Source organism: Pseudomonas sp. Sample_24, from assembly GCF_004307605.1.
Classification (GTDB): domain Bacteria; phylum Pseudomonadota; class Gammaproteobacteria; order Pseudomonadales; family Pseudomonadaceae; genus Aquipseudomonas.
This window is the reverse complement of the sequence record NZ_RCNW01000030.1, coordinates 26,721-45,746: the sequence shown is the minus strand read 5'-3', so window position 1 is coordinate 45,746 and position 19,026 is coordinate 26,721. Positions and strand designations below refer to the sequence as shown.

At 60.0% G+C, this 19,026-nt stretch carries 21 protein-coding genes and 1 pseudogene; 5 read left to right on the top strand and 17 right to left on the bottom strand.

Annotation, left to right across the window (positions count from 1 at the left end; all coding sequences use genetic code 11):
* Together D8V06_RS01545 and D8V06_RS01540 are read left to right on the top strand one after the other, a co-directional pair.
* A partial coding sequence (locus tag D8V06_RS01545; RefSeq protein ID WP_130930308.1) for an adenosylmethionine--8-amino-7-oxononanoate transaminase occupies positions 1 to 1,391 on the top strand: 1,391 nt, incomplete at its 5' end.
* A gap of 133 nt (positions 1,392 to 1,524) precedes the next feature.
* Positions 1,525 to 2,244, top strand: a complete 720-nt coding sequence (locus tag D8V06_RS01540) for a 16S rRNA (uracil(1498)-N(3))-methyltransferase (RefSeq protein ID WP_130930307.1) — start codon at positions 1,525 to 1,527, stop codon at positions 2,242 to 2,244.
* A gap of 1 nt (position 2,245) precedes the next feature.
* Here the strand turns inward: D8V06_RS01540 and D8V06_RS01535 are convergent, their stop codons facing one another.
* From D8V06_RS01535 to D8V06_RS01525, 3 genes are read right to left on the bottom strand one after another with little or no spacing between them, the layout of a single operon-like run.
* Positions 2,246 to 3,148 carry a transporter substrate-binding domain-containing protein gene (locus D8V06_RS01535; protein ID WP_130930306.1) on the bottom strand — a complete coding sequence of 301 codons (903 nt, stop codon included), beginning with the start codon at positions 3,146 to 3,148 and terminating at the stop codon, positions 2,246 to 2,248.
* A 26-nt stretch (positions 3,149 to 3,174) separates the two neighbouring features.
* Positions 3,175 to 3,528 carry a RidA family protein gene (locus D8V06_RS01530; RefSeq protein ID WP_130930305.1) on the bottom strand — a complete coding sequence of 118 codons (354 nt, stop codon included), beginning with the start codon at positions 3,526 to 3,528 and terminating at the stop codon, positions 3,175 to 3,177.
* A 27-nt stretch (positions 3,529 to 3,555) separates the two neighbouring features.
* A complete protein-coding gene (locus D8V06_RS01525; RefSeq protein WP_130930304.1) occupies positions 3,556 to 4,797 on the bottom strand; it encodes a D-amino acid dehydrogenase in 1,242 nt (413 codons plus the stop codon).
* A gap of 109 nt (positions 4,798 to 4,906) precedes the next feature.
* On the opposite strand from D8V06_RS01525, the gene D8V06_RS01520 reads away from it, so the two are divergent.
* On the top strand, positions 4,907 to 5,824 hold the full coding sequence (locus D8V06_RS01520) for a LysR family transcriptional regulator (RefSeq protein ID WP_130930303.1): 918 nt from the start codon (positions 4,907 to 4,909) through the stop codon (positions 5,822 to 5,824).
* A gap of 25 nt (positions 5,825 to 5,849) precedes the next feature.
* Here D8V06_RS01520 and D8V06_RS01515 read toward each other — a convergent pair whose 3' ends face one another.
* Positions 5,850 to 6,467 (bottom strand): hemolysin III family protein, encoded by a 618-nt coding sequence (locus D8V06_RS01515; protein WP_056853953.1) that lies wholly within the window; start codon positions 6,465 to 6,467, stop codon positions 5,850 to 5,852.
* Positions 6,468 to 6,700: 233 nt separating this feature from the next.
* Between D8V06_RS01515 and D8V06_RS01510 the strand changes: the two genes are divergently transcribed.
* Complete coding sequence (locus D8V06_RS01510; RefSeq protein ID WP_056853954.1) at positions 6,701 to 7,615, top strand: LysR substrate-binding domain-containing protein; 915 nt, start codon at positions 6,701 to 6,703, stop codon at positions 7,613 to 7,615.
* A gap of 135 nt (positions 7,616 to 7,750) precedes the next feature.
* Here D8V06_RS01510 and madM read toward each other — a convergent pair whose 3' ends face one another.
* From madM to D8V06_RS01450, 12 genes and pseudogenes are all read right to left on the bottom strand, one after another.
* Positions 7,751 to 8,515 carry a malonate transporter subunit MadM gene (gene madM / locus D8V06_RS01505; protein ID WP_056853955.1) on the bottom strand — a complete coding sequence of 255 codons (765 nt, stop codon included), beginning with the start codon at positions 8,513 to 8,515 and terminating at the stop codon, positions 7,751 to 7,753.
* 1 nt (position 8,516) lies between these two features.
* Positions 8,517 to 8,933, bottom strand: a complete 417-nt coding sequence (madL, locus tag D8V06_RS01500; protein WP_130906032.1) for a malonate transporter subunit MadL — start codon at positions 8,931 to 8,933, stop codon at positions 8,517 to 8,519.
* A 64-nt stretch (positions 8,934 to 8,997) separates the two neighbouring features.
* Complete coding sequence (gene mdcH / locus D8V06_RS01495; protein ID WP_130930302.1) at positions 8,998 to 9,909, bottom strand: malonate decarboxylase subunit epsilon; 912 nt, start codon at positions 9,907 to 9,909, stop codon at positions 8,998 to 9,000.
* Positions 9,906 to 10,526 (bottom strand): malonate decarboxylase holo-ACP synthase, encoded by a 621-nt coding sequence (locus tag D8V06_RS01490; protein WP_130907676.1) that lies wholly within the window; start codon positions 10,524 to 10,526, stop codon positions 9,906 to 9,908. Before D8V06_RS01490 ends, mdcH begins: the two co-directional genes overlap by 4 nt.
* Complete coding sequence (mdcE, locus tag D8V06_RS01485) at positions 10,520 to 11,323, bottom strand: biotin-independent malonate decarboxylase subunit gamma (RefSeq protein WP_130907675.1); 804 nt, start codon at positions 11,321 to 11,323, stop codon at positions 10,520 to 10,522. Before mdcE ends, D8V06_RS01490 begins: the two co-directional genes overlap by 7 nt.
* Positions 11,320 to 12,171 carry a biotin-independent malonate decarboxylase subunit beta gene (locus D8V06_RS01480; RefSeq protein ID WP_130907674.1) on the bottom strand — a complete coding sequence of 284 codons (852 nt, stop codon included), beginning with the start codon at positions 12,169 to 12,171 and terminating at the stop codon, positions 11,320 to 11,322. The genes mdcE and D8V06_RS01480 overlap by 4 nt, the downstream gene beginning before the upstream one ends.
* The gene (locus D8V06_RS01475; protein WP_056853961.1) at positions 12,164 to 12,463 is read right to left on the bottom strand and encodes a malonate decarboxylase subunit delta; all 300 of its coding nucleotides are present in this window, start codon (positions 12,461 to 12,463) and stop codon (positions 12,164 to 12,166) included. Before D8V06_RS01475 ends, D8V06_RS01480 begins: the two co-directional genes overlap by 8 nt.
* A complete protein-coding gene (locus D8V06_RS01470; protein WP_130907673.1) occupies positions 12,463 to 13,338 on the bottom strand; it encodes a triphosphoribosyl-dephospho-CoA synthase in 876 nt (291 codons plus the stop codon). Before D8V06_RS01470 ends, D8V06_RS01475 begins: the two co-directional genes overlap by 1 nt.
* The gene (gene mdcA, locus D8V06_RS01465; protein WP_130907672.1) at positions 13,338 to 15,008 is read right to left on the bottom strand and encodes a malonate decarboxylase subunit alpha; all 1,671 of its coding nucleotides are present in this window, start codon (positions 15,006 to 15,008) and stop codon (positions 13,338 to 13,340) included. The genes D8V06_RS01470 and mdcA overlap by 1 nt, the downstream gene beginning before the upstream one ends.
* Before the next feature lie 243 nt (positions 15,009 to 15,251).
* Positions 15,252 to 15,677, bottom strand: a pseudogene (locus D8V06_RS01460) (hypothetical protein).
* Entirely contained in the window at positions 15,640 to 16,269 is a 630-nt protein-coding gene (locus tag D8V06_RS01455; RefSeq protein WP_130930311.1) for a nucleotidyltransferase domain-containing protein, read from the bottom strand. Before D8V06_RS01455 ends, D8V06_RS01460 begins: the two are co-directional and overlap by 38 nt.
* A gap of 191 nt (positions 16,270 to 16,460) precedes the next feature.
* The gene (locus D8V06_RS01450) at positions 16,461 to 17,561 is read right to left on the bottom strand and encodes an RHS repeat-associated core domain-containing protein (RefSeq protein ID WP_130930301.1); all 1,101 of its coding nucleotides are present in this window, start codon (positions 17,559 to 17,561) and stop codon (positions 16,461 to 16,463) included.
* Positions 17,562 to 18,081: 520 nt separating this feature from the next.
* Here D8V06_RS01450 and D8V06_RS30665 point away from each other — a divergent pair.
* Positions 18,082 to 18,450, top strand: coding sequence for a DUF6124 family protein (locus tag D8V06_RS30665; protein WP_130907695.1), 369 nt, complete (start codon positions 18,082 to 18,084; stop codon positions 18,448 to 18,450).
* A gap of 119 nt (positions 18,451 to 18,569) precedes the next feature.
* Here D8V06_RS30665 and D8V06_RS01440 read toward each other — a convergent pair whose 3' ends face one another.
* The gene (locus tag D8V06_RS01440) at positions 18,570 to 19,025 is read right to left on the bottom strand and encodes a chemotaxis protein CheW (protein ID WP_130930310.1); all 456 of its coding nucleotides are present in this window, start codon (positions 19,023 to 19,025) and stop codon (positions 18,570 to 18,572) included.
* Position 19,026: the final 1 nt, after the last annotated feature.

Here is a 19,026-nt window from a genome sequence, read left to right as displayed (position 1 = left end):
AGTGGATGCAACGCGACCTCGCGGTGTTGTGGCATCCCTGCACCCAGATGAAAGATCACGAACAACTGCCGCTGATCCCGATCAAGCGCGGTGAAGGCGTCTGGCTGGAAGATTTCGAAGGCAAGCGCTACCTCGATGCGGTCAGTTCCTGGTGGGTCAACGTGTTCGGCCACGCCAATCCGCGAATCAACCAGCGGATCAAGGATCAGGTGGATCAGCTGGAGCACGTGATCCTCGCCGGTTTCAGTCATCAGCCGGTGATCGAACTGTCCGAACGCCTGGTAAAGATGACGCCGCAAGGCCTGACCCGGTGTTTCTACGCCGATAACGGGTCGTCCTGTATCGAAGTCGCGCTGAAAATGAGCTTTCACTACTGGCTCAACCGTGGTCAGTCGAACAAGAAACGCTTTGTCACGCTGACCAACAGCTACCACGGCGAAACCATGGCAGCGATGTCGGTCGGCGACGTGCCACTGTTCACTGAAACCTACAAGGCCTTGCTGCTGGACACCATCAAGGTGCCGAGCCCGGATTGCTACCTGCGTCCCGACGGCATGAGCTGGGAGGAACATTCGCGCAACATGTTCGCCGCGATGGAGCAGACCCTGGCCGAGAACCATGACAGCGTCGCTGCCGTGATTGTCGAGCCGCTGATCCAGGGTGCCGGCGGCATGCGCATGTACCACCCGGTGTACCTCAAGTTGCTGCGAGAAGCCTGCGACCGTTATGGCGTGCACCTGATCCACGATGAAATCGCCGTGGGCTTCGGCCGCACTGGAACCATGTTCGCCTGCGAACAGGCCGGCATCCGCCCCGATTTCCTCTGCCTGTCCAAAGCCCTGACCGGCGGCTACCTGCCGCTGGCGGCATGCATCACCACCGACGAGGTCTACAGCGCCTTCTACGACGATTACCCGACCTTGCGGGCCTTCCTGCACTCGCACAGTTACACGGGTAATCCACTGGCCTGCGCGGCGGCGTTGGCGACGCTGGATATCTTCGAAGAAGACAACGTCATCGAGAACAACCAGGCCCTGGCCCAGCGCATGGCCTCCTCCACCGCGCATCTGGCCGATCACCCGAACGTCTCGGAAGTGCGCCAGACCGGCATGGTGCTGGCGATCGAGATGGTCAAGGACAAGGCGAGCAAAGAAGCCTATCCGTGGCAGGAACGCCGGGGCTTGAAAGTGTTCCAGCATGCGCTGGAGCGCGGGGCTTTGCTGCGGCCGTTGGGCAGCGTGGTGTATTTCCTGCCGCCGTACGTGATTACTCCGGATCAGATCGACTTCCTGGCCGAAGTGGCGAGCGAAGGCATCGACATCGCCACTCGCGACAGCGTCAGTGTGGCGGTGCCGGAGAACTTCCACCCTGGCTTCCGTGATCCGGGCTGATTGGCAACGCTCGTTCCCACGCTCTGCGTGGGAATGCAGCCCGGGACGCTCCGCGTCCCAAAAGCGGACGCAGAGCGTCCGGTGAGGCATTCCCACGCAGAGCGTGGGAACGATCAAATTAAAGAGAATCCGCATGAGACTGTCCCGCTTCTTTATCGACGCCCCCCTGAGCATCGGCGAGCACGAACTGCCCGAGGCTCAGGCCCATTACATCAGCCGTGTGCTGCGCATGGCCGAGGGTGATGCGGTGCAATTGTTCGACGGCTCGGGCCATGAGTTTCGCGGCACGCTGACGGAAGTCGGCAAGAAGCGTGTGGTGGTGAGCATCGATGAGAGCTTCACCGGCCAGGTCGAATCGCCATTGCAGATCCACCTCGGCCAGGGCTTGTCCCGGGGCGAGCGCATGGACTGGGCGATTCAGAAAGCCACGGAATTGGGCGTCAGCGAAATCACGCCGATTTTCAGCGATCGCTGCGAAGTCCGGCTCAAGGACGAGCGCGCCGACAAGCGCTTGCAGCACTGGCGCCAGGTGGCGATCAGCGCTTGCGAGCAATGCGGTCGTTCAAGGGTGCCGGTAATTCGTCCACCGCTGTTGCTGGCCGATTGGTTGAAGCACACGGACGCTGAATTGAAGCTGGTACTGCATCCGGTGGCCGAGCCGCTGGTGAGTCATGCCAAACCTTCAAGCCTGGCATTCCTGATCGGCCCTGAGGGTGGGTTGTCCGATGCCGAAGTCGATCAGGCCAAGGCCAGCGGCTTCCATGCCGCCCGCCTCGGCCCACGGGTGCTGCGTACTGAAACCGCGCCGGTAGTTGCGCTGGCAGTAGCCCAGCAACTGTGGGGTGATTTCTAAGCTATTGCACCGGATCACTCACCGGTTTGGCAATGATCGCCTTGAGTTCGCTGGTCATCGGGAATTCAAGGTTCAACCCCTTCGGCGGGATCGGCTGCTCAAACCAGCGTTTATAGATGCCATTGATCTCGCCTGAACTGTACAGATCCGCCAACACACCGTTGACCAGCGCCAGGAACTGCGGATCGTCCTTACGCACCATGCAGCTGTAGATCTCCCGTGACTGCTCTTCCCCGACGACCACCCACTTGTGTGGGTCATGGGCCTTCGCGCGTTCGCCGTAGAGCAGCGCGTCGTCCATGTAGAAGGCCGCCGCCCGTCCCGATTGCAGCATCTGGAAGGCTTCGCCGTGGTCCTTGGCGCTGATCACAAACATGTCGATCTTGTGATCGACGTTGTAGCTTTTCAAGAAGCGCTCATTGGTGGTGCCGGCGGTCGTCACCACGTTCTTGCCGCGCAAGTCGGCGAAGCTCTTGATTCCGCTGTCCCTGGCCGTCAGCAACTGGCCTTTGACGTAGATGAAGCCGTAGGAGAACGCCACTTGTTTCTGCCGCTCGGCGGTCACGCCGGTGGAACCGCACTCCAGGTCAACCGTGCCGTTCTGTACCAGTGGAATGCGGGTTTGCGAGGTCACCAGGTTGTACTTCACCTTCAACTCCGGCAGGGCCAGTTGCTGCTGGATGCGCTCGACGATCTTGCCTGCCAGATCCACCGAGTACCCCATCGGCTTGCCGCTATGATCACCCACATAAGAGAAAGGCACCGAAGCATCGCGATAGCCCAGAGTGATGCTGTTGGCGCTGGCGACCTTGCTCAGGGTGCCGGTCAAAGGCATTTCATTGGCCTGAACCTGACTGCCGAACAACAGGCCAAGCGTACAAGTGAGCAACGTGACTTTTTGCATTGTTATTCTCCGTTGTGGGTATTGGTTTATCGGACGCGTGCCGCGATGACGGTGATTTCCACCAGCACCTGCGGTCGGGCCAGTTCGGCCTGCACGGTGGTGCGACTCGGCGCTTGACCCGGTGACAGCCAGGCCGACCAGACCTCGTTCATCGCGGCGAAATCTTCGGTGATGTTCTTCAGGTAAAGGGTCGCGCTGAGCAGATGGTCCTTGCCGCTCCCCGCCTCGGCCAGCAGCGAGTCGATTTTCGCCAGCACCTCGCGGGTCTGGCTGGCTGCATCAGTGGCATCGCCGGGCACCTGCCCGGAAAGAAACACCAGATCGCCAAAGGTCACGGCGCCGGACAGGCGCGGGTTGCTGTGCAGTCGGGTAATGCTCATAACAGTGTCCTCTTCAGAAGTCAGTATTCAGGCGGCGCGGTGGTTGAAACCCTGCAGGTCGATGGTAGTCCGACGCTCGCCAATCAGTTCACTGAGCAGGCGCCCGCTGCCGCATGCCAGGGTGAAACCCAGCGCGCCGTGGCCAAGGTTGAGCCACAGGTTGCGATACGCGGTCGCACCCAGCAGCGGCACTCCGTTAGGTGTAGCCGGGCGCATGCCGGCCCATTCGACAGCCGCGTCGTAGGCACCGGCATCGGGAAAGGTCTCACGGGCCTGACGCTTGATCAGCGCCAGTCGCTTGGGGTCGAGCGCAGGGTCGAAACCGACGATGTCGACCATCGCCGCCACCCGCAATTGCTCGCCGATACGCGCGTAGACGATCTTGCAGTCGTAGTCAGTGATGCTCACGTCCGGCGCCCGATGACCGACGCCAATTGGCACGGTCAGGCTGTAGCCCTTAAGTGGATACAACGGCAGTTGCAGCCCGGGCAGAGCCAACAATGGGCTGCGGTGGCCGGCGGCGATAACCAGGTGCTCGACCGGCAGCACTTGCTCGCCGAGTTCGATGGCGTTGACGCTGCCGTTGTTGTGGCGAATGCCGGTCACTGTTTGCCCGAGACGGAACTCGCAACGGCCGGAGGCCTGCAACCGGGCAGCCAGTTGCTGGCAGAAACCATGGCAATCGCCGACCTCTTCGTCCGGGGTGTAAATCGCGCCGACGAAGGGGGCATCGGCAAATGCCGGCTCCAGCCGCGTACATTCGGCAGGCGACAACACCTGCTGTTGCAGCGGGTCGGCCAGACCCCGGCACGCATGCTCGAAGCTGCTGTTCTGGCGGAAGGTCACCAGTTTGCCGTTGCGCCGCCACTGAAATCCCGTCAGTCCATCGTCCTCGCGCCAGGACTTCAAAGTGTCCTGGCTGAGCAGCGCCAGGCGCAGCAAGTGTGCGGCGTTCTCACGGTTGACCGAGCGACGGCAGGCGCCGAGGAAAGACGCCATCCAACGCCACTGGGCCGGGTCGAAGCGCGGGCGCAACTTCAGCGGTGAATCGCCGCGCAACATCCAGCCGATGGCCTGCAAAGGCACACCCGCGTCGGCCAGCGGCGCGACATAGCGATAGGAGAGCTGGCCGCCATTGGCGAAGCTGGTTTCACTGCCCAGCGAATCCCGGGCTTCGATCACTGTCACCTCGACGCCGTCGCGCACCAGCGCATAGGCCGTTGCCAGGCCGATCACGCCGCCTCCGATGATGCACACACGCTGAGCCATGTCCGTCCTTAAAGCCGTTGAGAAGACGATGCCAAGGTTAGAGCCAGGTGACAGACGTTGAACAATGCATAAAGATGGCAACCCCATAAACAAAGGTTATGGACTTGCCATGCGCCTGCGCCACATCGAGATTTTCCAGGCAATTCGACAAACCGGCTCGATCAGCGCTGCCGCGCAATTGCTGCACGTTTCGCAGCCGGCGGTGAGCAAAGTGTTGCAGCATGCCGAGCAACAACTGGGCTTCGCGCTGTTCCTGCGCGTACGCGGCAAACTGCAGCCGACGCCGGAAGCATTGGAGTTGGAGCGCGAGGTCGACAAGGTCAGCGAAAGCCTGCAAGGCGTGCGACGTCTGGCCCAGAGCCTGCGCCGCGAGCCTGGTCACAGTCTGCGGATCGGCGCCACGCCGGCGCTGGCCCTTTCATTGTTACCGCCGGCCATTCACGAGTGGACCAGACGCTACCCGGACATTGCCTGCGAACTGTCCAGCGCCCACAGTCGCGAACTGGTGCAGAACCTGTTGATGCGCGAAGTGGATGTAGCCCTGACCCTGCAACGCCCGGATCACCCAGGGCTCAAGGCACAGGCGCTGGCTTCGGGGGTTTTGGTGGCGCTGGCACCGGCGAGTTACTGGCCGGCGATGGAGGCAGGAACGCCGCTGCCGCTGATGGCGCTTGCCGATGCACCCTTGATCGGCCTGTCCAGCGCCGACCCATTGGCTGCCCGGCTCGATAGTTACCTGGAAGCGGTTGATCCACCGCCGCGGATACGCATCGCCGTGCAGACCTATTCACTGGCCCGGGCCATGGTGGAATCAGGTGCCGGTCTGGCGGTGATCGATCCCTTCACCGCCCTCGGCGCCTCACCGGGCACCACGACCCTCCGCCCGCTGGCCCCGCCATTGCCGATTACCCTGTATGCCGTGACTCGCGCCAGCGAACCACCGCCGCACACACTTGATGAACTGCTGCAGATCTTCAGTCGCCGTGCCCGGGAGCAATTGGACAACCTGATGCCTGGGCAACCCTGAAGTCTGATCAAGCCCCCTTGGCGCGTTACAGGACGTAGAACAAAATCGCCACAAAGTGCAGCAGACTTCCGGCGATCACGAACAGATGCCAGATCCCGTGGGCATGTCGCAATCGGTGATCGAGGGCGAAAAAGATAATCCCGACGGTGTACAACACGCCGCCCGACGCCAGCCAGGCAAACCCTGCGCTACCCAGTGCAGCCAGCAATGGCTTGACCGCCACCAGCACGATCCAGCCCATCACCGCGTAAATCACGATCGACAGGATCCGCGCTTCGGAACGCGGCTTGATCTCTTGCAGGATGCCGATCAGCGCCAACCCCCAGACAATCCCGAACAGCGTCCAGCCCCACGGTCCACGCAGCGTCACCAGACAGAACGGTGTATAGCTGCCGGCGATCAACAGGTAGATCGAGAAGTGATCGACTTTCTGCATGATCGCTTTCTTGCGCCCGCGCACGCTGTGGTACACGGTCGATGCGCTGTAGAGCGACATCAAGGTAAAACCGTAGATCGCCACGCTGACGATTTTCCATGGGCTGCCGTCCATGCTGGCAATCACCAGCATCCACACCACACCAACCGTTGCCGCCACTGCCCCGACCAAATGCGTCCAGGCGTTCAATCTTTCCCCGTGATACATCGTTTACCCACCTCATCAATCATTGCCGCAACACACAAGGCTCAGGCCTGCAGTCTGAAAGCGCAATATTTCAGAACATAACACCCCCCTGTAGGAGCCGGCTTGCTGGCGATAGGATCTCAAGTTTCACGTTGATCTTCAGGGCCTCATCGCTGGCAAGCCAGCTCCCACAAAGGTCTGCGTGCCCGAACGTAATTAGGCACAATCGAGCGATTCCAAAAAGAGTCCGCCCCATGCTGATCGATGAAGAGTTGACCCTGAAAAAACTCGAGGTGTTCCTGGCCTTCATGCGCACCGGCAACCTCGCCCGGGCCGCCGCCGAGTTGCAGACCAGCAACGTCAGCGTTCACCGCGCGATCCACTCTCTGGAAAGCGCCCTGCGCTGCCCGTTGTTCAAACACGAAGGCCGCAACCTGACACCGCTGGAGAGCGCCTATGTGCTGGAAGAGCGCGCGCAAAAGCTGATTCAGGACGTCGTCGAGAGCGTGCGCCTGACCCGTGAGGCCGCCGGATTTTCTGCCGAGCGCTTCAAGTTGGGTTCGCTGTATTCGTTGACGGTGAAGACCGTGCCGCAACTGATCATGGGCCTTAAGATCCGCCGCAGCGAGCTGAATATCGATCTGATTCTCGGCTCGAATTTCGACCTGTTGTACAAGCTCAAGAATATGGAAGTCGACGCGATCCTGGTATCACTGGACGACAGCATCATCGACCCGGACCTGGAACATATCCCACTGTTCTCTGACGACATCTTCCTGGCCACGCCGGCCGACTCGAAGTTCGCCCAACGGACCGAAGTCGACCTGGCCGAGGTCCGCGACGAAACTTTCATCACACTGACCCAAGGCTTCGCCACCCATCAGGATGGCAAGCGGGTATTCGAGCAGGCGGGGTTCGAGCCAAAGGTGGCGATGCAGGTCAACGACATCTTCACGCTGCTGAGCATGGTCAGCTCAGGCGTGGGTTACGCGTTGCTGCCGGGGAGGATTGCCGCGGTGTACGAGAACCGGGTGAAGCTGATTCCGTTGCAGGAACAATATCGCTTGCAGCAGCACATCGGCGTGGTGTTCCTCAAGGCCAAGGAGCGCGATCCGAATCTGCTGGCGTTGCTGGCGGAGTGTCGGATGTATGCCAATCGCCAGGCTTGAGTGTGGCGAGGGAGCTTGATGATCGTTCCCACGCTCTGCGTGGGAATGCTTCAAGGGACGCTCCGCGTTCCAGCTTTCGAATGGGACGCGGAGCGTCCCGGGCTGCATTCCCACGCAGAGCGCGGGAACGATCAGTTAGCCCACAATCCCGCGAACAATGAAGTACAACAACGAAGGCCCGAGCAGGCAGCCCAGCCCAGTGTGAAAGGTCGCCGTCAACGCCCCATAAGGCACCAACCGCCGATCCGTCGCCGCCAGCCCCGCCGTCACCCCGCTCACAGTGCCGGCCAACCCGCCAAACACCATCGCCGAACGCGGGTTATCCAGGCCCATCCAGCGCGCCGCCACCGGCGTGCCGACCATCACCAGAATCGCCTTGATCAACCCCGTGGCAATCGACAGCGCCATCACATCCGAGGTCGCGCCGATGGCTGCACCGGTCACCGGACCGACGATGTAAGTCACCGCGCCGGCGCCAATGGTGGTCATGCTCACCGCATCGCGATAGCCGAACACCCAGGCCATGCACGCACCGACAATGAACGGCAGCACCGTGCCGAGCAGCAGCGCGATCACCCCGATCAACCCGGCCTTCTTCGCTTCGGTCGCCTGCACTTCGAACGCCGTGGCAACGATGGCGAAATCGCGCAGCATGGCGCCGCCCATCAAGCCGATGCCGGAGAACAGCGTCAGGTCCGCCAGGCCTTTTTGCCCGCCGGTCATGGTGCCACCGACCCAGGCCAGCACCAGGCCGATGACGATGGCAATCGCCGAGCCATGAATGCGCCCGAAAGTCAGGCGTTTGGAGAGAATCACCGATACCCACATGATCACGCCGACGAAGGCGAAGGCAGTGACCAGACCGTTGTGTTCCAGACCTTTCTCGATGAGATCCCACATGTCAGCGACCTCCTGCCGGTGCGCCGACCGAGGTTACATCCGCCGGTTCATCGGGCAACGGTTCACCTTTATGAGTCCGGCTGATCAAGGCAATGGTGCAACCGCAGACCAGCACCGAACCGATCGCCGCCAGCACCGCCACCGGGCCGCCATGCAGTGCCGTGACCACGTTCTGTTGCGCGGCCATCGCCACCACCACCGGAATGTACATCGCGCCCCAGAAGCCGACGCCCATCTCGCAGTCCTTGGTCATGCCGCCACGTTTTTGCATCCACAACCGCGCGCAGATCAGCAGGATCATGGCGATCCCGACCCCGCCGACGTTGGATTTGACGCCCAGCAATACGCCGAGCATGTCACCCATGATCACTCCTGCCAGCGTACAGATCGCGAGCAGCGCCACACCGTAAATAATCATTGTTGTTGTCCTCAAAGTGCATCGTCGGATGTTGTTTTTGTTGTTCGAAGCCTGACTCGCGGATCTAAGGGTGGCGGCTTCCCTCCTCACGCATCAGCGCCTGCAGGGTATCGAGCCGTGCACCGTCGAAGGCAATCACGGTGCCTTGCTCGAATACCCGGCGCGCCAGCCCGGTCAACACCGCACCGGGCGGCAGTTCGATCTGTAGACGCACGCCACGCTCGTAGGCGCTTTGCACAGTGCCGCGCCAATCCACCACGCGGCACATGTTGAAAGCGAGGTCGTCGCGCAGCGCATCAACCTTGATCACCGGCCGCGCGCGACTGCCGCTCAGGTAACCGATCTTCGGGGTTTGCAGTTGCACCTTGGCGAAGGCTTCGGCGAGGGTTTTTGCAGGCATGTCCAACAGCGGGCAATGCGAAGGCACGCTCACCGCCAGACGCTTGGCCAGCCCTGCCCCGCGACTTCTTGCCAGCTCAGCCACTGCCTTCATCGCAGCGTCACTGCCGGCGATTACCACCTGGTTATCGGCGTTGATGTTGGCCAGGTAAACCGGCGTGTCGACGTTGTGCACCTGCGCCAGCAAACCTTCCACGGTGGCCAGGTCCAGACCGATGATCGCGGTCATGCCATAGCCCTGTGGATACGCCCGTTGCATCAGCTCACCGCGCAGGCTGACCAGATGCAACGCATCGCTGAACGCCAGGGCTCCGGCCACCACCGCTGCCGGATAGGCACCGATGGAAAGCCCCGCGACATGATCCGGGTCCATCGCCAACTGCCGTGAAGCCGCCACACCGGCGATCAGCAGGCAAAGCTGCACGGCCCTTGTCGACTGCAATGATTGCGCAGAATCCAGCAGCAAAACATCTTCACCAAGAATGTCGCTCGCCTCGCTCAAGGTTTGCCGAGGCAACCGCTGGAGCATGCCCGGCTGTTGCGCGCCTTGTCCCGGGAACACCAGCAAGCTGCTCATGCTGCTTGCTCCTGCGGGTTCCATGGGTCAATCACCAAGCAGGCTTCGCGGGTGTTTTTCAGTAGCACACGATTCGAAGTGCCGGCCCATTCGCGCAAGGCAACACCACCCGACGGCGTCTGCAATTGCATGTCCACGACACATGGCGCCGTATCGAGCAACGCCAGCAACTCCCGAGCCTGCTCACGCGCCAGAGGTAGTGGCGTACGCAAAATCAGATCCAGATCACTGCCCTGATGCAGCGCTGCAAAGCCGCTGGCCAATTCGAAGCCGGCACTGCCGCTGACGCCCCAGACCCAGCCGCACGCATCAAGCGCAGGGCGCAATTGCGCCAAGGCTTCAAGTGCCGGCAAGTCACGGGCGATATCGACACGGCAGAGTTCCTCGGGCGCTACGCGACGGGTAATAGAAGCCATCGCCATCGACGTCGCATAACGCTGCTCACGCAAACGCCCGCGCACGCCGACCGCAATCCGCTGCGCTGCCGACAGCGCGCGGCGCACCACCACCGGTTGCCCCGAGTTGAGCGACTCGACTGCCCACGCAGGCGCATTCGCAGGCAACTGCGCCGGGGTCATGCCCCAGAGCAGGTCGTGGGCCAGGGGCGCGTTCACCACTGCTCACTCAGCAATTGGCGGACCTTGCTCGAAGCGGCACGATTGGTCGCGCCGAGACGACCGCTGAGGTCGGCGCCCTTGTGCGCAACATCGTCAATCGCTAGCGTCAGGCATTCAGTCACCCGCGCCAGATCCGCCGCCGTCGGCTGTTCGATCTGTTCCACCGCCAAGGTTTCCCACAGCAGGCCGAGGCTGGCATAGCTGTCGATGTCATAGGCCATCGGCGGCACACTGGCAGCCAGGGTTTCCAGCTCTTCGACACTGCGCAAGGTCACCCGCGCGGCCGACGCTTTGCCCATGGCATGCACCATCACACCCGGATCACGCAGGGCGATCAGTCGGTTGGCCTGATACCCGTGGGCCAGGAACGCCCCGGACATCGCCTTGCCCACCAGCAAACCGATCACGGCATGACCGGCGAGGCGTGCACGAGCATAACTGTCCGCGGCAGCTGCCAGCGCCTGATGAATGCCCAGCGCTTCTTCGCGTCGACCATAAGCCTGGCTCGGCACATCGACGATGGCGATCAAGGCACGTTTCTGCGCTTTGTCCTGATCCGCCGTAATCACTTCATCCACAGCCTTGGCCAGACCCCAGCCTTCGAGCAATCCGACCTCGCCATGACGGGCGCGGACAAAACGGTTTGCCGGGTCGGCTACCACGGCGATAAATCGCACCGGTTGCCCGGCGAAAAAACCATCGGCGACTTTCAGCGAGGCCGGCAATCCGTCGACGGGTTTGGCATCGGCGCCCAAGGCCTTGAACCAGTTCAAGCCTCTGAGGGAATACGCACTCATGAACGCTCTCCTTGATACAGTTCGCGAACCACGCAGGGCTCGATTTGCGGCTCGGCATTCAGACGCGCCAGGCGTTGCAGGTACAGATCGGCTTGTTGACTGCGTTGCCGTGTCGGCAGACCCAATTTGAACAAATCACCGATTTGCTGGCGGATCTGCGCCGCATCGTCAGCGACATAACGATCCACCAGGCCGCTGGCGAAGCGTTGCTCGCCACCGGTCAGGCTCCAGATGAACGGACGGTCCCGCGAATCGTATTCCTCCAGCCCGGCTTCTTGCTCGATCACCTGCGGACCGTTCAAGCCAAGTCGTGCTTCCTGCGTCACCAGCAAATAGCTGCACAACCCGGCAGCGATCGACATGCCGCCAAAGCAACCCACGCTGCCCGCCACCACGCCCACGACCGGTTGGTATTGGCGAAGATCGACTATCGCCGCATGAATATCGGCAATCGCCGCCAGGCCGAGGTTGGCTTCCTGCAACCGCACGCCACCGGTTTCCAGCAGCAGCACGGCACGGGTCGGGATGCCTTTGCGGTTATCTTCGGCGGCCAGTTCCAGTGCGCCGGCAATCTTTGCCCCGCCGACTTCGCCAAGGCTGCCACCCTGGAAAGCGCCTTCGATGGCGGCGATCACCACCGGCAAGCCATCGAGGCTGCCTTTGGCGATGACTACGCCGTCATCGGCTTGCGGCACCACGCCCTGACGCGCCAGCCAGGGCGACATGACGCGCTGGAACGGGTCGAGCAATTCACGGAAAGTACCGGCATCGAGCAAGGCTTTCGCCCGTTGCCGGGCACCCAATTCGACGAAGCTGTGCTTGTTGAGCAACGAGGCGCTGTCAGTCATGGCCGATCTCCTCGAAGCCTTGTTCCAGACGCAGGCGTACCACACCGGGGGTTGCGCCGAAATCGTGGATATCAATGTCCATGGCGGCTGGCATCTGGCCCTCGAACATCCGTGCAAACAGATGCTGCCAGCGTTGTTCACTGCCGTTGACCGAGGTCTGCACGGTGATGGTCAACTTGCCGGACTGACCCGGTTCGATCAGTACTTCGAGATCGCCGGAACCGACACAGCCCACCAGCGTGCGACCGCGTGGCGGCTGCCCGGCGGGGAATTCGAAAGATAAGGTTTCCATCAAAAAACTCCCTTTTGCAGGCTGTCGCCCGACTCGATACCGTCGATCAACAGGCAGGCTGCGAGCAGGTCGGCAGCACCGCCGGGCGAGGCATTCAACGCGATAAGTTGTTGGTCGAGCTGGTGCAGCCGGCGCCGTCCGGCGAGGCTGGCACTGCCACCGGCATCGAGTACCGCCTGGGCGCCGATTTGCATGGTGCGCAGGCCCTGTTCGCCGGCGCGGTACAGCACGCAGGTGTCGGCCAGATCGGTCATGATCGCCAGCAGCGCATCGAGCCGAGCGTTCTGTTCGCCATGCCCGTTGGCGCGGCTGCGCTTGAGTTGCGGCAGCGCCCGTTGGATAACTGCCGGAAATCCCAGTTGGGCTTCTTCCCGGGCACCGCGCGCACCGTAGCGTTGCGCGACTTGCGCGCCGTGGCTGAGGGGACGTGGCGCGAAGCGATCATCGAGCAAGGCCAGCCTTGCCGCGCGCAACGCGATGGAACCGGCGGCGGTGGATTCAGGCTCCAGCGCGGCAGCGGCGACCAACAAGCCCAGCGCCCAGATCGCCCCGCGATGAGTGTTCACACCGTTGGTGGTGGTGAGCATCGATTGCTCGCCTTGGCGACCGATCAGGCCGATCGCTTCGCGCAGCGGCAAACCGATCTCGCCGATCTCGACAGCGGCTTCAGCCATTTCCTTGAACGCTGGCCACAAGGCCAGCGCCGAAGCGTGCATAAGCCCGAGGTGCAAATCGGTGTGGGCGCCATTGCCACGACGGTCGACCAATGCCGGTTTCGGCGACAGGTCCGCTTCGTCGATCAGCGCGTCTACCGCCCTATCCGCCAGCCGCTCGGCCAGGCTCAGGTTTTCTGGTTGCAGGTTGAGTGCGTGCATTACCAGCTCCTGAATTTGGCGGGTGGGTTGTAGAGGCCGCCGGACCACTCGACCAGATCGGCCACGCTCTTGGCGGCGAGCAGTTCGCGGGTGGCGTCGGTACGGCGGATGCCGAGGTCTTCGGGCAAGGCGATCAAGCCTTCGCGGCGCATGCGTGCGGTGTCTTTCGGGTTGTGGCGCAGGCCGATGGCAGTGACGCCAGCGACCGCAGCAATCATGGCCTGACGTTCTTCGAGCGAGCGCGCCTTGTACAAATAGGCGATGCCTTCTTCGGTCAACAGGTGGGTTACGTCGTCGCCGTAGATCATGATCGGCGCCAGTGGCATGCCGCTTTTCTTCGCCACTTCAATGGCGTCGAGGGTTTCGACGAAGGTTGGTTTTCCGCCCTCCTGGAAGGTCTCGACCATTTGCACCACCAGTTTCTTGCCACGTTCGAGCAACGGCTCGGCGGCATCGCCGTGGCGCATGTCCAGCCAGGCTGGCGTACCGTGGCGGCGACCCCGCGGGTCGTGACCCATGTTCGGTGCGCCGCCGAAACCGGCCAGCCGTCCACGGGTCACGGTGGAAGAATGGCCATCGCCATCGACCTGCAGCGTGGCACCGATGAACAGGTCCACGGCGTACTGTCCGGCCAATTGGCTGAACATCCGGTTGGAACGCAGCGAGCCGTCGCGTCCGGTGAAGAACACATCGGGCCGGGCGGCGATGTAGTTTTCCATGCCCAGCTCGGTGCCGAAGCAATGCACACTTTCAACCCAGCCGCTTTCAATCGCCGGGATCAGCGTCGGGTGCGGATTGAGCGTCCAGTTGCGGCAGATCTTGCCTTTGAGGCCGAGGGATTCGCCGTAGGTCGGCAGGATCAGCTCGATAGCGGCCGTGTTGAACCCGATGCCGTGATTGAGCGACTGCACGTTGTGTTTTTCGTAGATGCCACGGATCGCCATCATCGCCATCAACACGTGCACAGGCTTGATGTGCCGTGGGTCGCGGGTGAACAGCGGCTCGATGTAGAACGGCTTGTCGGCCACCACCACGAAATCGACCCACGACGCAGGAATGTCCACACGCGGCAAGTCGCTGACGTCGTCCACCAACTGGTTGACCTGGACGATGACGATGCCATCGCTGAAGGCCGCCGGTTCGATCAGCGCCGGAGTGTCTTCGGTACTTGGGCCGGTATAGATGTTGCCGGCACGGTCGGCCATGAAGCCGGCCGAGAGCACGACGTTGGGAATCAGGTCCACCACCAGTCGCGCATAGAGTTCGATGTAAGTATGGATCGCGCCGATTTCCAGCAGGCCGTCTTCGAGCAACTGGCTGATGCGCAGGCTCTGGGTGCCGGCGAAAGAGAAATCGAGCTTGCGGGCGATACCACGTTCGAACAGGTCCAGATGCTCGGAGCGGCCGACGCTGGGCATGATCATGTGCAGTTCGTGGAGCTTGCCCGGATCGACCTTGGCCAGGGAGCGCGAAAGAAAATCCGCCTGCTTCTGGTTGTTGCCCTCCAGTACCACGCGATCGCCCGGCAAGATCAATGCCTCGAGCGCCGCGACGATCTTGTCGGTGGGCAGCACCACCCCATCAGCCAGGGATTTAACCAACTCCAGACGCCGCTGCTTTTCGCTGCGCCGCCGCGTCCATCGCGAGTCGGGGGATATTGTTGTAGTCATGACCACTCCACGGGTTCGCTGTCGTGGGGGTCACATTAGGAGCGTTGGGTGGGGGCATCAATCAAGCAGCGTGGTGGATTGTTACGGTCAAGTTAATGGTTGCCTTCACTGACCCATCGCGGGCAAGCCTGCTCCCACAAGGTTCGCGCCGTACACAAAATTTGTGACCGACACGGTCACTGTGGGAGCGGGCTTGCCCGCGATGGCGTCAGTAAAGTCTCCAAAGTCTTGCGCCATGGAACATCACAGCTCAGCCATCTGCTCCTGCACTCGAATCAAAAGCTGGGAAGTACTTTCCAGCAATTGCGCCAGCAATGCCTCATCTTCATCCATATAGCCTTCGTACTCCGCCAGATTTCGCCGCTCATGACACAAGGCGAAAAGTCGGACCTGAAGCTTGTTCGCATCGGCGGTATGAACCAGACACTGGAAAACCAGGTAGCGCTTGTCGGAGCGATAGCCACTCAACCGCAGGGCAGTCAGCGCAATGGCGTGAGCAGCGTTGTAAGCCAAATCGAATCGACTTGCGAAGGAAAGAGAAAGGGTTTGTGCGTCTTTCAGTCAAGCGATGGCCGAACGCATCAAGCCTTCGCATTCCGTGCGTTCCGGCGGCTCGACCTTCAACCCACCGCTACGTACCAGATTCTCCAGACTCTCGTTGCTGCCCATCCTTGGACTCCACAGGGCTCTCACCCATCAGATTGATCTTGTCCTGTTGCGCTACCCGCACGACGAAGCTGTTTTCAGCCTTTATTTTTGCGGCCCAGTCTTCGGGGGTGTAGAGCGTCGGGTTAAAGGTGCGGCCCAGTTGCTCTTCCAGGGGCAAGAGCCGTTCCATCACTTCACTGTAGTGCAGCCCTTTACCAATCAGCATCAGATCAATGTCACTGGATGCGTTGGCCTGATCCTTGGCGATCGACCCATAGACAAACGCCCAATCGAGCTGATCGGCGAAGGCCTGCAATGCGTCGCGCAAAGGCTGTGCGATACCGAAGGTTTTGCGGGTGATACCCATAAGCTCTGTATAGATCGGGCAATCGGGATTGGCTTGATAGTGAGTCTGGTTGCCCTGTCGGGACATCGTCAGCACCCCCGCCCGTTGCAAACGATCCAGTTCGCGCATGAGGCTGCCTTTGCCCACTTGAGCCCAGCGCACGATCTCGTTGGCGTAAAAGCTTCGGTCGGGTTTGCCGAACAACAGGCCCAGCACTTTTTGCTGAGTGGTCGTGAACAAGGCTTCGCTGAGGGAGAGGTTTTGCACAGTGGACAACCAAAGAGTCCTAAAAAGGGAACGATAGGTCCCTTTTTTGGGACTTTTCATTCTTTTCCAACCCATTGGGTTCTGTATTTGAATATTTGTTCGTAGACACAGTGAGTGAATGCCCAGCCTAATGTCACGACCTAGAGCAATGCCGGAACTCGCTAAGTGGTGAATTGTTACCGTTACCGAAACTAATTCACGTCTTCTCGTATCTTCTTTAGTTTCTGTGCAAATCGATAAGTTGCCGCCGTAGACACCTCCGTCGCGCCACGTATATTTCCACTCGATACAAGCTCAGTTTGGACTGCGGCTACGCTAAATTTTGCATGAGCGCGACTCAGCCTAGGGGTAATTGAATTACCATTACCAAAGCTAGCAACTCTTTCCAATTGATCTAATACACCACGGTATTTGTCACGATGTTCGAAAAAATTATTAATTTTCGGATTTAAATATTTCCCCGAAAAAATATTCGAGAAGGGAGATGTGCGAATAGGCTCTATCCTAGAAAATTTCTTGATAAGATCCATGTTCAATGGATCTTTATCCAGCGCGCTATGTAAATTCACTGATCGCTCATTCGAAAAACGTGCCGGAGCTCTCCATTTTGCAAGTTGAGCGTTCGAATTCGATAGTGGATTATTCAGATTATTTGAGTGTTTTAGATATGAAAATTTATGCCCAGCCGAAAAGGCACTCATATCAGCCAATTTTGCATCTCTTAAAACGTCTACAAAGTCTATGGTTGACATCAAAAACCAACGCATATGGCCTGTTGGGTCAGAGCCATTCACAGGATCCCCCGAACAATAGGCGTAGGGATTAATCCCCCCCTTACCAAACGGACTCAAACTGTCCGGACTATTAAATCGCATCATAATCGGATTGAACGCCCGATATCCGTTACCCAACAAATAGTGTCTGGTGATCGCATCGGGCCGCTCACCATTAAAACCCAACAAGCTGGTTAAACTATTATCCGCGTGACGATGGCCATAAGGTGAATAAGCAATTGCAGGCGAATTCCCACCAACTGTGTGCATCACTGAACGCTGCTGATCAGTGGCCAACAAAGCCGTTTCCAGTGTGTCGCCCAAACTTATCCGCTGTGCCAATAACAGATCATCCTGCTGCAAGATTGAACAGCGAGCTAGGCCATGAATCTCCGTGACCAATCGTCTTTTGCAATAAAAGCGCTGAAGAGTGTCCTGTGTGGCCGAATTCAAGCCAATTAGACAATCCAGCGGATCATAATGATAAGTGCAGAGTACTTCTTTGTTTTGGGAAGGCATTGGCAGGGCTCCTGCTGCTCCTTGCTGATGGCATTGAGTTTCGGCCCTTAAGCTGAAGGTGTCTACTAGTAGAACTGATAGGTAAGCGTTGGCCCGAGGCCTCGACCAAGATTCGGGATGAGCCTGCTCATCACAAGCGGCCTGAACCGATGTTTTTTGTTTAATCATTTGTCTGCAGGAACGGCGTGAGGCTACGCAGTTTGACGTTGTGACCTACAACACCCCCTGAACCCGCTGACTGGTGCGCTTTTGTGCTGATCTTTATCGTTTGGGTGTCGCTGACAACTCAGTGACCGGGCCTGGAAATCCGAGGTGTAGATGACGCAAAAGCGCCTTTCATAACGTATGCTTGCGCACCTTGAATGTGTGCATTCCGTTATGGCGGCTGTGCGTGGGAGACCTTCGGGTCTGCCGGGTTGTTTCCTTCATTTACCCCCGGATTTCCAGCCTGCGTACAGCTGCCACCCTTCGCCTGGAGATCGAATGGTGCAGCTGAAACTCATCAAATGAAGGGTTATGTATTTTCAAAGTAACTCCCAATCCCCCAGAAACCGATCCCGATTCCCAAGCTTCCTTCGAAGACGAAAAACTCAAGGAAGCCGCCGACCGCGCCCTCTCTCATTACTTCCCGTCCCCTCACGAAAAACCGGCCAAGCGTCGAAAATTCCAGCTCTTCACCGTCTCTCCCGATGTCGGCACCGAAGCGCTTCTGGCCAATACCTCCGAAGACCTGCTGTCCATCAGCGCCATTGCGGCCGATCTGGCGGACGTTGTGGAAGGCTCCCGCCGCTCGGTAGCCCTGGCGCTCAGCCGGATGGCCGATGGCGTGCATTTGTTGGTGGAGCAGGCGCTGGATCATCATGAGGCATTGGCTCAGGCCAGGGTTTAGCAGTCAGGTTTTCGGTGGATTGAAGTTCGCGTTCAAGCCCGCTCCCACATTGGACCGAGGTGAACACAGGTTTTGTGAGGAGCTCGGACTAATGTGGGGCTTGCTCGCGAAGGGGCCCTTCAGACGAGCCCGGCACTCACCAACAACTCCTCCAGCGCCAACAAATCCGGCACCTTGGCCACCTGGTCAGCCACTTGCACCGCCGCTTTCTCCAGCGAACACAACGGCACATCCACATAACTCAACTGACTGTCGAGCTTGTACGAACGCGGAATCCCCTGCACCAGCATGGCAATGAATTTCAGCTCGGGCCGGCCTCCCAGGGCATTGAGAATGACGATTCGCGCCCGCTCGCCAATGACGATTTTCTGTCCGCAGACCGACTCGAAGCTGAGCAGCGGAATCTGCCGATTGCGCCACGTTACCCGCCCCAGGTACCAGGGTGGCGTATCCAGGTCGAACGCCGCAGGCTGGTAATCGATCAGCTCGGCCACCGCCACGTTGGGCAAGATCAGGTGACGGTCGGCCAGCGGTAGCAACAGGCCGGTGAGGTTGCTGGTGCGCTGGCTGATCAGC

Coding starts and splice junctions, on each gene's coding strand:
- D8V06_RS01540 (WP_130930307.1), top strand. CDS start 1,525: ATGAGACTGTCCCGCTTCTTTATCGACGCCCCCCTGAGCATCGGCGAG.
- D8V06_RS01535 (WP_130930306.1), bottom strand. CDS start 3,148: ATGCAAAAAGTCACGTTGCTCACTTGTACGCTTGGCCTGTTGTTCGGC.
- D8V06_RS01530 (WP_130930305.1), bottom strand. CDS start 3,528: ATGAGCATTACCCGACTGCACAGCAACCCGCGCCTGTCCGGCGCCGTG.
- D8V06_RS01525 (WP_130930304.1), bottom strand. CDS start 4,797: ATGGCTCAGCGTGTGTGCATCATCGGAGGCGGCGTGATCGGCCTGGCA.
- D8V06_RS01520 (WP_130930303.1), top strand. CDS start 4,907: ATGCGCCTGCGCCACATCGAGATTTTCCAGGCAATTCGACAAACCGGC.
- D8V06_RS01515 (WP_056853953.1), bottom strand. CDS start 6,467: ATGTATCACGGGGAAAGATTGAACGCCTGGACGCATTTGGTCGGGGCA.
- D8V06_RS01510 (WP_056853954.1), top strand. CDS start 6,701: ATGCTGATCGATGAAGAGTTGACCCTGAAAAAACTCGAGGTGTTCCTG.
- madM (WP_056853955.1), bottom strand. CDS start 8,515: ATGTGGGATCTCATCGAGAAAGGTCTGGAACACAACGGTCTGGTCACT.
- madL (WP_130906032.1), bottom strand. CDS start 8,933: ATGATTATTTACGGTGTGGCGCTGCTCGCGATCTGTACGCTGGCAGGA.
- mdcH (WP_130930302.1), bottom strand. CDS start 9,909: ATGAGCAGCTTGCTGGTGTTCCCGGGACAAGGCGCGCAACAGCCGGGC.
- mdcE (WP_130907675.1), bottom strand. CDS start 11,323: ATGAGTGCGTATTCCCTCAGAGGCTTGAACTGGTTCAAGGCCTTGGGC.
- D8V06_RS01480 (WP_130907674.1), bottom strand. CDS start 12,171: ATGACTGACAGCGCCTCGTTGCTCAACAAGCACAGCTTCGTCGAATTG.
- D8V06_RS01475 (WP_056853961.1), bottom strand. CDS start 12,463: ATGGAAACCTTATCTTTCGAATTCCCCGCCGGGCAGCCGCCACGCGGT.
- D8V06_RS01470 (WP_130907673.1), bottom strand. CDS start 13,338: ATGCACGCACTCAACCTGCAACCAGAAAACCTGAGCCTGGCCGAGCGG.
- mdcA (WP_130907672.1), bottom strand. CDS start 15,008: ATGACTACAACAATATCCCCCGACTCGCGATGGACGCGGCGGCGCAGC.
- D8V06_RS01450 (WP_130930301.1), bottom strand. CDS start 17,561: ATGCCTTCCCAAAACAAAGAAGTACTCTGCACTTATCATTATGATCCG.